Below are 10,988 nucleotides of genomic sequence, written 5' to 3' on the forward strand. Positions count from 1 at the left end.
CCACGCGCTACGACAAACTCGCCGTCACTTTCACCGCTGCCGTCGCCATTGCGGCTATCGTCACTTGGTGGATCTGATTGAGTCTCAACCCTAGAACACGGTGCGTGATATCTGGATCACGCGCTGTGCTCTAGGTCATTGATATTTAAGCACATCGTTGTTGCGATTTGTTTCAGATCGCTTGGGATTTGCGCGCGGCCCCGTTGGGTGGCACCACACAGAAAAGGCCGGCTGCGGGAGGGGGATCCGCAACCGGCCTTTTTTCGTGACCGTCGGGATCGTGGCGTGGCTGAAGCGCCCGATCCCGTGGAGGGGGAGGGAGGACCCGTTCCGTGGCTGAAGCGGTCGGGTCCGGTCTGGCTGTGCTCTCGTACCGTGGCTTTTCGGATGCGGTCCGTCACGTGGCTGAGGCGTGCGGACCACGGTTTTGATCGGAGGGCGACTGGCTGAGGGGTGGCTGAATCCCCGTGTCCAAGATTGAGGGGCGAAGGTTTAGGGCTGAGATCGGGACGGTCGTGGAGCCCCGCTCCCGATGGTTCGTTTATGCCACGGCGGAGGTGACGGGGATTTGTCCGCCGCATGACGGTTCAGTCATGTTTGTTAGGATCGTTCTAAAAAATGTAGGGCTATTGTTTGGGGCCGCCCAATGGGTCGCGCCGGCCGGCCGCAGGCCGGTGGATGCCCAGACGGCCGCAGGCCGGTGGATGCCCAGACGGCCGCAGGCCGGTGGATGTGATGTGCCCCCACACCACGACCCGGACACAGAAAAGGCCGGCTGCGGCGAGACGCGCAACCGGCCTTTTCTGTGTCCGGGTGGTCCCGGATATCGTCTGGAACACTCTCAGGATCGTGGCGTGGCTGAGGCGCCGGATCCCGTTGAGAGGAGGGGGACCGTTCCGTGGCTGAGGCGTGCGGCCAGCGGTCTTGCTCGGAGGGCCTTGCTGGATATCGAATCGTATGCTGCTCGTCGGTCGTCTGGCTGATATCGAGACCGGTCGTGGAGCCCCGTTCCCGATGGGTCCTGTATGCCACGGTCAACGTGACCGGGACTTGTCCGCCCCATGACGGTTTCGTCATGATCATTGGCATCATTCCAAACAAGTCGGCGTCTGTAAAGAGGCAACGAACACCGTCCCTCCGATCTCGTCCCGCCCACCCCGTCCCGCTGACGCGGCGCGCCGCAACGAGAAAGGCCGGCTGCGGAGGGGACCCGCAACCGGCCTTTTCTATATCCGGGAGATCCCGGTGTTCGTCTGAACTCTTCGCGCGGATCGTGGCGTGGCTGAAGCGCCGGATCCTTGGGGGGTAGGATGGGGGCCGTTCCGTGGCTGAGGCGGTCGGGCCCGATCGTGCCGTAACGTGATTGCGGATCGCCACGTGGCTGAGGCGTGTGACCCGCGGGTCGGATGAAGGTCCTTGCTGAGGATCGAACGGTACGCTGTTCCGAGAGTGTTGTGTTCCGAGGAGTCTGGCTGATATCGGAACCGGTCGTGGAGGCCCGCTCCGATGGTTCCTTTATGCCACGGCGCACGTGGCTGGGACTTGTCCGCCGCATGACGGTTTGGTCATCTTTCTTGGGACGGTTCCAAACGGGCAGGGGCGCCGTCGCCGGCCCCTCCACGCTCGGCTTCCCCCGTCATGATCCCATAAAGCGCGCACACCAAAGCGCCCTGCGTGCAGAGCCCGGGGCGTGGAGATGTCGCGTGGGTGGGGGCTCAGGCGGTGGCCGCCTCGACCTTGTCGGCCAGGAAGCGCCCCAGCGCCTTGTCCGTTCCCATGATGTGGTCCGTGAGCCAGGTCTTGAGGAAGGGCGTGAGGGTGTCGGCCAATTCGTGGTCCCCGTCCAAGAACCGTTGTTGCAGGTCCTCCGCCGTTTCGGTCAGGTCCACATGCTGGACGCGGTGCGACAGGGCCTGGGGATAGCCATACTGCTGCATCAGCCCTTCCTCGTTGCGGAAGTGCCAGACGGTGTAACTGATCAGGTCCTCCAGGAATCCCCCAATGACGTCGGCGGCGTGGCCGGCGCTGATCGCCGCGTCGAGGTCGTTGATCAGGTCGATGAGCTTCTTGTGCTCTTCGTCCATGGGGCCGAAGCCAACACGCAGGTCGTCCGACCACTCCAAGATTGCCATCTGCCTATTACCCTCCAGGCTGAAAAGACGTCGATGCCCACAGCCGGCTCCTGCTCCCGGGAACCGGTCCGGGCGTGAAACGGATCGGAACGGCGCCGCCCCGGGCGCGCACCGCTGAATGGTGAAACCGTAGTCCGCGGCGGCCATAATATGGCGCCGCATCTGGTGACGTCATGGGGAACCGGGCCCGGACGCAGGGGGATCGGGCGGTGGGATATCCCGGCGCGAGGCGGGCGCGCTGCTCGCGCTTTTCTGGGTTGCGTCTCACCTGCATGGCGGCCGATTCCCGCGCGCTGGTCGGTTGGGCCGCGCATGGGCGCGCTCCGACTCGACAGGCGCACCCGCGTCCGCCTCAGAGCGTTGCGCCGCTTTTTGAAACTCCGTATCATTTGCACGGCTCGCGTCACGTCGGCTGCGTCGGGGGACGCGGGTCGGTTCGATCGTGAGTGGATTATCCCATGCATACGCACAGCCTGCACGCCTATCACCAGGATACGCCCCTCCGCGCCGCCCCCGACACGGCGGCCGGGGAGCGCCGGACACTCTGGGTGGTCGCCCTCGCCGGCGTCACGATGGTGGCCGAGATCGGGGCCGGCTGGCTGTACAACTCGATGGCCTTGCTGGCCGACGGCTGGCATATGGCGAGCCATATCGGCGCGCTGGGCTTGACGCTTGCGGCCTATGCATTCGCGCGCCGTCACGCCGAAAACGCGCAGTTTACCTTTGGGACCGGCAAGGTGGGGGTGCTGGCGGGGTTCGCCAGCGCGATCCTGCTGGGGCTGGTCGCCCTATTGATGGCCTGGGAGTCGGCGGAACGGCTGGTTGCGCCGCGACCGATCGGCTTTGATCAGGCGATGATCGTGGCGACCATCGGCTTGGTCGTGAACTTGGTCAGCGCCTGGATGCTGCACGGCAGTGGCGCGGTTGGCCACGGGCACTCTTATGGCCATGCGCACGGGCATGACCATGACCATGACCACGGGCACGATCACAATTTGCGGGCCGCGTACCTGCACGTACTGGCCGACGCCCTGACGTCGGTCCTGGCCATCGGCGCGCTGCTGTGCGGCAAGTATTTCGGCTGGACCTGGGCCGACGCGGCCATGGGCGTGGTCGGCGCCGTGGTGATCGGGAAGTGGTCGCTTGGCCTTATGCGGGACACCGGGCGCGTGCTGCTCGACGGCGCCGTGGATGGTGAGCGGGAGGCTGCTATCCGCGACACCATCGAGGCCGACGCCGACAACCGCGTGGTGGACCTGCACGTCTGGTCCGTGGGGCCGGGTGCGCTGGCGGCCATCGTCTCCGTGGTGACGCACAAGCCCCGGCCGCCCGGCCACTACAAGGCGCTGCTGAGCGACCAGCGGGAACTGGTTCACCTGACCGTCGAGGTGCATGCCGGCCCCGGCGAACCCTGCCTGCCGCTGGAGTAAACGCGGCGCGTTAGGTGGGGGCGCGCATGTCCAGGCTGACGTCGAGGGATGGCGCGCTGTGGGTCAGCCACCCGACGGAGATGACGTCCACGCCGCTCGCCGCGACCGCCGCCACGTGATCGGGGGTAATGCCGCCCGAGGCTTCCGTGATCGCGCGGCCGGCGACCCGGCGCACGCCCTCGGCCAGGGTCTCCGGGCTCATGTTGTCGAACAGGATGGCGTCCGGCGCCGCCGCCAGGGCCTCGTCCAACTGGTCGAGCGAGTCGACCTCAACCTGAATTCGCGTCATATGGCCGGTGTGGGCGCGCGCGGCGGCGATGGCGGCCGTGATCCCGCCCATCACGGCGATGTGGTTGTCCTTGATGAGCACCGCGTCGTCGAGGCCGAGGCGATGGTTGATGCCGCCGGCGACCCGCACCGCGTACTTCTCCAGCGCCCGCAGCCCCGGGGTGGTCTTGCGCGTACAGGCGATGCGGGCCCGCGTGCCTTGGACCGCCGCCACCATGCGCGCGGTTTCGGTCGCGATGCCCGACAAGTGCCCAAGGAAGTTCAGCGCCACCCGCTCGGCCGACAGGAGCGCCCGCGCCGGCCCGTCGAGGGTCAGGATGGCGTCGCCCGCGCGGACCGGCTGCCCGTCTGTGAATCGGGGTGTGGCGATGACCCGTGCATCCAGCAGGCGGAAGGCGAGGGCGGCCACACGGGCCCCGGCCACCACACCCTCCCGCCGCGCGACCACCTCGGCCCGGGCCGTGCGGTCGGGTGGGACAAGGCTGTCGGTGGTGATGTCGCCGCCGCGCCCCAGGTCCTCCAGCAGGGCGGCGCGCACCACGGGTTCGATCAGCAGATCGGGCAGCGGCCCGCGTTCGGATGGGGTCACCATGGTCCTCTCAGGTCCTCCAGACGTGTCATCGGGGCGGGGGTCACCCCACCGCCAGCATGCGCTCGACCGGGCGGCGCGCCCGCTCCGCGATGTCCGGGTCCAGCTCCACGCGCGGCGCCAGCATTTCCAGCGCGTGCCGGATGCGGGGCAGGGTGATGCGTTTCATGTGTGGGCAGACCGTGCAGGGCTTGACGAACGCCACGTCGGGCAGTTCGGCGGCGATGTTGTCGCTCATTGAGCATTCGGTGACCAGGAACACGCGTTCGGGGCGCTCCCGCCGGACGTAGGCGATCATCTGAGCCGTGGAGCCAACATGGTCGGCGGCGTCCAGCACGTCGGGCGGGCATTCCGGATGGGCCAGTACGGTCAGGCTGGGGAAGCGTGCGCGGAAGGTCTCAACCTCCGCCCCGGTGAAGCGCGCGTGCACCTCGCAGGTGCCGGTCCAGGGGATGACCTCGACGGCGGTGTTGCGGGCCACATGGTGGGCCAGATAGCCGTCGGGCAGGACGATGACCCGGGGCACCCCCAGCGACTCCACGACCGCCACGGCGTTGCCGGACGTGCAGCAGATATCCGATTCGGCCTTCACGGCGGCGGAGGTGTTCACATAGGTCACCACCGGCACGCCCGGATGCGCGGCCCGCAGCGCCCGCACATCCTCGGCGGTGATCGATTCGGCCAGCGAGCACCCGGCGCGAAGATCGGGGATCAACACGGTCTTGTCCGGGTTCACCAGCTTCGCGGTCTCCGCCATGAAGTGCACGCCGGCCACGACCAGCACATCGGCGTCGCAGTCCGCCGCCTGGCGGGCCAGGGCTAGGGAGTCGCCCTGAATGTCGGCGACGCCATGGAAGATCTCCGGCGCCTGATAGTTGTGGGCCAGCACCACGGCGTTGCGCTCGCGTTTCAGGGCGCGGATGGCGTCGATCTCCGGCGCGTAGCCGGGCCATTCCATGGGCGGGATGACATCCTTGATGCGCGCGTACACGTCGGCCACGCGGGCTTCCGCGTCGCGGCTGCACGGCAGCAGGGTGGGGGCGGGGCCGGGCATCGCCGTCATGACGCCTCTCTTATGCTCAAGATGAGCATTAATCGGGGTCAAAAAGAGGGCCAGCTGCGCCAGCCCTTATGCTCCGACAGAGTATATGACGATACCGCTAACCTTCAAGGGTAACTTCCGCGCCGTGTGGCCGTTGCGCGCACCCCCGGGGCTGGGCGCTCGGAGATCACGTCCCGGCGGAAGCGCACCAGCTTCGCCGGCCGGCCGCCGGTTTCGGCCTCCATCTGCCCGGTGTCCTCGACGAGGCCCTGTTGCGCCACCAGTCGGCGGAAGTTCGGTTTGTGCAGGGCTACGCCGGAGATGGCTTCGGCGGTGCGTTGCAGCCGCAGCAGGGTGAAGGTCTCCGGCAGCAGTTCGAACAGGACCGGGCGATACTTGATCTTGCCGCGCAGGCGGCTGACGGCGGTGGCCAGGATGCGGCGGTGATCGATTGCGAGCGGCCGGCCCGCCCCGTCGAGGACCTCCGTCGCGGGCGTCTGTCCGGCATCCCAGGCGGCTTCGGGCACCAGCCCGGCCTCGTAGAGCAGTTCGTAGCGTTCCAGGGCCCGCTCGGCATCCCAGTCGCTGGATTCGTCGCCGAAGGTCAGGCGGACCCGCTCGGTGCGGGCGGCCTTCAGGCCCTTTGGCGCCGCGCTCCCCCAGGCGGCGAGGGCGCTCCGCAGCCGCGCCCGCCAGGGCTCCGGATCGGAGCGGAGGTCTTCCCAGGGAAAGGCGTCGTACCAGGGCATCCAGGCCGTGCGCGGGTCCGGCGCCCGGCCCACCGCGGTGTCCAGCGGGGGGACGAGGGCCAGATAGGCGATGGAGAGGCGGCGCCCGCCATCGCCCCGGGCCGGATCGTCCGCCGGCCGGGAACGGTCGCCGAAGGTGTAGAGCTGTTCGACATAGCCAAGACCGAGGTCGGTCTGGCGCTCCACCCAACTGCGCAGGCCGGCCTGCAACGTGCCGTGCTCGGCCTGCAAGGGGCCCGCCGGCAGGGCGGCGCGGCCGCCCGCCTCCGGTCGCCGCACCAGCACCACCGGCGTATCCTCGCTGACCGCGATGACGACGGCGGTCAGGTCGACCGCGACGGCGCTGGTGGTGACGGGCGGTTCCAGGGTCATGGCGTCGCCCCCCACGCCCAACGGCGCGATCGGGAGACGCACGGTCGGTGCGGCCCGCCCGTCACGATACGGCCCTCAGTCGGCCGGCTTGGCCTTCGCCTTGGGCTTCGGCAGGTCGAGCTTGATGTGCAGTTCCTTGAGCTGTTTCTCGCTGACCGCGCTCGGCGCCTGCATCAACAGATCCTGCGCCTGTCCGTTCATCGGGAACAGGATGACCTCGCGGATGTTCGGCTCGTCGGCGAGCAGCATCACCATGCGGTCGATGCCCGGCGCAGCGCCACCGTGCGGTGGCGCGCCGTAGCGGAACGCATTCAGCATGCCGCCGAAGTGGCTTTCCACATGTTCGGGGGTATAGCCGGCAATGCCGAACGCCTTGAACATGATGTCCGGGCGGTGGTTCCGGATGGCACCGGAGGACAGCTCAACGCCGTTGCAGACGATGTCGTACTGGAACGCCTTGATGTCCAGCGGATCCATGGTCTCCAGTGCCTCCAGGCCGCCCTGCGGCATGGAGAACGGGTTGTGGCTGAACTCGATCTGCCCTGTGTCCTCGTTCATCTCGAACATGGGGAAGTCGACGGTCCAGCAGAACTTGAAGGCGCCGGTCTCCAGCATCTCCAGCTCGTTGCAGACCTTGGTGCGCACCAGACCGGCGAACTTGGCGGCCGGCAGCGGCTTGTCGCAGGCGAAGAACACGGAATCGCCGGCCTTCAGGTCCATCTGGACGCGCAGGGCCTCGACCCGATCCGCCTCCAGGTTTTTGGCGATCGGACCCTTCGGACCCTCGGCGCCGAAGATGATGTAGCCCAGGCCGCCGGCGCCGTTGTCCCGCGCCCAGTCGTTCAGCTTGTCGTACCAGCCGCGCGGACGGTCGGCGGCGCCCGGTCCCGGGATGGCGCGCACCACGGCGCCCTTGCCGTCGATCATCTTGGCGAACAGGCCGAAGCCGCCGCCCCGGAAGTGCTCGGTCACGTCCTGGATGAGCAGCGGGTTGCGCAGGTCCGGCTTGTCGGAGCCGTACTTCAACATCGCCTCGTCGAACGGAATGCGCGGGAACGGCATCGGGGTGACCGTGCGCTCGCCCGCGAACTCTTCGAACAGGCCGTGCAGCACCGGCTCGATGGCGTTGAACACGTCCTCCTGGGTGACGAAGCTCATTTCGAAGTCGAGCTGATAGAACTCGCCCGGGGAGCGGTCGGCGCGGCTGTCCTCGTCGCGGAAGCAGGGCGCAATCTGGAAATAGCGGTCGAAGCCGGCGACCATCAGCAACTGCTTGAACTGCTGCGGGGCCTGCGGCAGGGCGTAGAACTGGCCCGGATGCAGGCGCGACGGCACCAGGAAGTCGCGGGCGCCCTCTGGGCTCGACGCGGTCAGGATCGGGGTCTGGTACTCCAGGAACCCTTGCTCCACCATCCGCCGGCGCACCGACTGGATCACCTGGGAGCGCAGCACGATGTTGGCGTGGATCTTCTCGCGCCGCAGGTCCAGGAAGCGGTAACTCAGGCGCAGGTCCTCGGGGTACTCCTGCTCGCCGGCCACCTGCATGGGCAGCACGTCGGCGGTGGACTGCACCTCGACCGCGTCGACGCCGACCTCGATCTCGCCGGTGGGCAGGCGCGGGTTGATGGTCTCGTTGGTGCGCGCGATGACGCGCCCGGTGACGGTGATGACGCTTTCGACGCGCGCGCCCTCCAGCGTCGGGAACACATCCGAGGAAATATCGAGCACGCACTGGGTCAGACCGTAGTGATCGCGCAGATCCACGAACAGCAGGTTGCCGTGGTCGCGCTTACGATGGATCCAGCCGGACAGGCGGACGGTCTGGCCCACGTCCGCGTGACGGAGCTGGCCGCAGGTGTGCGTGCGGAAGGCGTGCATGACGGAGGGAGTCCCTTGGCAAGCGAAAAGGGGGCAAGCGAAAAGGGGCACCGATCCGGTGACCGGCACCCACGAAGGTCGGGAGGGAAAGCACACGGAACCGGCCATTTTGTCAAGGCAGGGCGAGGTGTTTCCGGTTCACGCGGCCAACACCCTGGACAGGGCCGCCGACGCCAGTGTTTGGTGGCGGTGTCTGGCCGACAACCAACAGGCTCCGCTCCGCACGAGGATGTGTTCATGCCGCTTGCCGATTCCGATGCTCCCGCCGTGCCACAGGGCGCTCCTGGGCTGGTGCTGTCCGCGCCCGCAAGCGGGTCCGGCAAGACGACGATGACCCTGGCGCTGATCCGGGCGCTGACCCGCCGGGGTGTGCCGGTGGCTTCGGCTAAGGTGGGGCCGGACTACATCGACCCCGCGTTTCATGCCGCCGCCGGGGGCCGGGTCTGCGTCAACCTGGACGCCTGGGCGATGCCGCAGCCCCTGCTGGCCGCGCTGGCCGCCGGGCTGGGGCACGATGCGTCCCTGATCCTGTGCGAGGGGGTGATGGGGCTGCTCGACGGCGCGGTGGCGCCGGGCCAGCCGGGGCATGATCCGAAAACCGATGGCTCGACGGCGGCCCTGGCGGCGCGGCTGGGCTGGCCGGTTGTGCTGGTGGTCGATGCCCGGGGCATGGCGGCGTCGGCCGGCGCGGTGGTGCGGGGCTTCCGGGATGCGCGCCCCGGCGTGAGCGTGGCGGGCGTCATCTTCACCCGGGCCGGGCCGGGCGGGCACGCCGACACACTGCGCGCCGCGACGGCGGCCCTGGCGCCGGGGGTGCCGGTGCTGGGCGTGCTGCCGCGCGATACCCGGTTGGCGTTGCCGTCGCGGCATCTCGGGTTGGTTCAGGCGGAGGAACTGCCGGACCTGGAGACGTTTCTGAACGACGCCGCCGATCTGGCCGAGGCCCATATCGACCTGGACGCCCTGATCGCTTTGGCGCGGCCGGCCGTTGCGGGGGACAACGTGGGGGAGGCGGGCGCTGTGCCCTGTCCCCTGCCGCCGCCGGGGCAGCGTGTGGCTGTGGCGCGGGATCAGGCGTTCGCCTTCGCCTATCCGGCGACGCTGGCGGGCTGGCGCGCGGCGGGGGCTGAGATCCGGCCGTTCTCCCCGCTGGCCGACGAGGCGCCGGCGGCCGATGTGGATGCGGTCTATCTGCCGGGCGGGTATCCGGAATTGCACGCGGGCACCCTCGCGGGGGCGACGCGCTTCCTGGGCGGGATCCGGAGTGCTGCGCGGCGCGGCGCCTTCGTGTTCGGCGAGTGCGGCGGCTACATGGTGCTCGGCCGGGGGTTGGTTGACGCGGACGGCCAGCGCCACTCCATGACGGGCCTGCTGCCGGTGGAGACCAGCTTTGCCCAGCCGCGCCTGCATCTGGGCTATCGCACGGCCGCCACCCTGGGGGATACGCCGTTCGGGCGCGCGGGCACGCGGGTGCGGGCGCACGAGTTCCACTACGCCCAGGCCACGCGGGAGGACGACGGCGCCAACGCCCTGTTCGTGGCGCGGGACGCGCGGGGGCGGGAGTTGGGCCGCCTCGGTCGTCGTGTGGGATCCGTCGCGGGCTCCTTCCTGCATCTCATCGCGAGGGAGGACAGCGCGTAGCGGGCGCGCGGACGGGCGGCTATAGTTCCAGGCAGGTCCCGCCGCCGGAGAGGTTCCTTATGCCCGTGACCACCCGTCAGATCATCCAGTGCCGCGCCGATGCGATTCTGCGGGCCTGGGTCAAGGACCCGCTGATCCAGGTGATCGCCGAGCGGCCGGAGGTGCTGGCCCGGCTGGTGTTCCTGGATACGCTGGGGGAGGGCGCCGAGTCGGGGCGGCTCGGCCGCTACGGCGCGCGCAACGTCGCCATGGTGACGCAGCCGGGGCCGCCGGACGCCAACGCCAGCGTCTGGGTGCGCACCAAGTACGGGTCCTATCGCGCCGCCTACGAGGCGTTCCTGGGCACCGCCTACACACACCAGATCGGGACCGTGGACCTGAGCGGCTATGACGTCGACCATCTGCTCAACCGCGCCCGCAGCCCCGAGGGGTCCGCGTTCATCCGGCTGGAGGCCGTGCGGTCCGAGGTCAATCAGGCCTGGGGCCGCCTGTTCGAGAAGGCGGCCAGCGACGACAGCTTCTGGGCCAACCAGAACCGGACCCGGCGGACCATGAGCTATCTGATCGCCGCCAAACTGGGCGGGCAGATGCCGCCCAACGGTCCGACGGATTCGGCCGGAATCCGACGGCTGGCGCTGTTCTTCGGCCGCTATGGGTTGAACGTCCGGGAGTCGACCGAGGGCATCCAGAACATGTTGAACTTCAGCTACAAGGTGCGCTGATCCAGCGGCGGCCTTCGCCGTGCAGGGGAATCGCATTTGAGAAATCGGGTTAGCGGTCGGGCTTGAAATGGATTCTGTAGGGGACTCCCTTGGATTAAGCGGGAGGCTCCATGTCCTGGTTGCTGGACGCATTTGCCGATGTTCC

General features: G+C 68.6%; 7 protein-coding genes and 1 pseudogene. 3 read left to right on the forward strand and 5 right to left on the reverse strand.

Going from position 1 to position 10,988, the window contains the following annotated elements:
* Positions 1–1,715: 1,715 nt before the first annotated feature.
* The gene (locus GGD82_RS20330) at positions 1,716–2,132 is read right to left on the reverse strand and encodes a bacteriohemerythrin (RefSeq protein ID WP_170284503.1); all 417 of its coding nucleotides are present in this window, start codon (positions 2,130–2,132) and stop codon (positions 1,716–1,718) included.
* A 458-nt stretch (positions 2,133–2,590) separates the two neighbouring features.
* On the opposite strand from GGD82_RS20330, the gene dmeF reads away from it, so the two are divergent.
* Positions 2,591–3,562, forward strand: a complete 972-nt coding sequence (gene dmeF / locus GGD82_RS20335) for a CDF family Co(II)/Ni(II) efflux transporter DmeF (protein ID WP_150064242.1) — start codon at positions 2,591–2,593, stop codon at positions 3,560–3,562.
* Here the strand turns inward: dmeF and nadC are convergent.
* The 4 genes and pseudogenes from nadC to aspS all read right to left on the reverse strand — a co-directional run.
* Positions 3,560–4,442, reverse strand: a pseudogene (gene nadC / locus GGD82_RS20340) (carboxylating nicotinate-nucleotide diphosphorylase); the annotation flags it as partial. The gene dmeF and the pseudogene nadC sit on opposite strands and share 3 nt — an antisense overlap.
* 40 nt (positions 4,443–4,482) lie before the next feature.
* Positions 4,483–5,502, reverse strand: coding sequence for a quinolinate synthase NadA (gene nadA / locus GGD82_RS20345; RefSeq protein WP_170284504.1), 1,020 nt, complete (start codon positions 5,500–5,502; stop codon positions 4,483–4,485).
* Between the two features lie 104 nt (positions 5,503–5,606).
* Entirely contained in the window at positions 5,607–6,602 is a 996-nt protein-coding gene (locus GGD82_RS20350; RefSeq protein WP_150064248.1) for an NUDIX hydrolase, read from the reverse strand.
* Positions 6,603–6,677: 75 nt separating this feature from the next.
* A complete protein-coding gene (aspS, locus tag GGD82_RS20355; protein WP_150064244.1) occupies positions 6,678–8,480 on the reverse strand; it encodes an aspartate--tRNA ligase in 1,803 nt (600 codons plus the stop codon).
* 237 nt (positions 8,481–8,717) lie between these two features.
* Between aspS and GGD82_RS20360 the strand changes: the two genes are divergently transcribed.
* Entirely contained in the window at positions 8,718–10,121 is a 1,404-nt protein-coding gene (locus GGD82_RS20360) for a cobyrinic acid a,c-diamide synthase CobB (RefSeq protein WP_150064245.1), read from the forward strand.
* 59 nt (positions 10,122–10,180) lie between these two features.
* On the forward strand, positions 10,181–10,843 hold the full coding sequence (locus GGD82_RS20365) for a hypothetical protein (protein ID WP_150064246.1): 663 nt from the start codon (positions 10,181–10,183) through the stop codon (positions 10,841–10,843).
* Positions 10,844–10,988 lie beyond the last annotated feature (145 nt).

Source organism: Roseospira marina (genome assembly GCF_014197855.1).
Lineage (GTDB): Bacteria > Pseudomonadota > Alphaproteobacteria > Rhodospirillales > Rhodospirillaceae > Rhodospira > Rhodospira marina.

Bases quoted from the DNA above. Each gene is read 5' to 3' on its own strand.
- GGD82_RS20360 (WP_150064245.1), top strand. From the start codon at position 8,718: ATGCCGCTTGCCGATTCCGATGCTCCCGCCGTGCCACAGGGCGCTCCT.
- dmeF (WP_150064242.1), top strand. From the start codon at position 2,591: ATGCATACGCACAGCCTGCACGCCTATCACCAGGATACGCCCCTCCGC.
- aspS (WP_150064244.1), bottom strand. From the start codon at position 8,480: ATGCACGCCTTCCGCACGCACACCTGCGGCCAGCTCCGTCACGCGGAC.
- GGD82_RS20330 (WP_170284503.1), bottom strand. From the start codon at position 2,132: ATGGCAATCTTGGAGTGGTCGGACGACCTGCGTGTTGGCTTCGGCCCC.
- GGD82_RS20365 (WP_150064246.1), top strand. From the start codon at position 10,181: ATGCCCGTGACCACCCGTCAGATCATCCAGTGCCGCGCCGATGCGATT.
- nadA (WP_170284504.1), bottom strand. From the start codon at position 5,502: ATGACGGCGATGCCCGGCCCCGCCCCCACCCTGCTGCCGTGCAGCCGC.
- GGD82_RS20350 (WP_150064248.1), bottom strand. From the start codon at position 6,602: ATGACCCTGGAACCGCCCGTCACCACCAGCGCCGTCGCGGTCGACCTG.